Genomic DNA, 283 nt, shown 5'->3' on the forward strand with positions numbered 1-283 from the left:
GCTATCAAGCCCACTCTACGTTTTTTCACCCTAATGCTAATTCAGCCCATACCGTACCATTTGCATGCCGTAACCTGATTATTTCCAGTTCTTATGACCCTGAATCATGCCTTTCTGTGGGTAACCCTGTGGTTAAGTTGTGATTTTGCTGGGTTAATAAGCTAACGGTGTTCGGTGGCCTGTTTTTATCAAAAAAGCCCTTGCGCAAAATCGGCGGCTCCCTATAATGCGCATCCACTGACACGGGGCAACACGCCAACGGTCACAAGGGTTTGAAACGAAC

Origin of the sequence: Oceanisphaera litoralis (assembly GCF_016907015.1) — a bacterium.
In the GTDB taxonomy this organism is placed as follows: domain Bacteria; phylum Pseudomonadota; class Gammaproteobacteria; order Enterobacterales; family Aeromonadaceae; genus Oceanimonas; species Oceanimonas litoralis.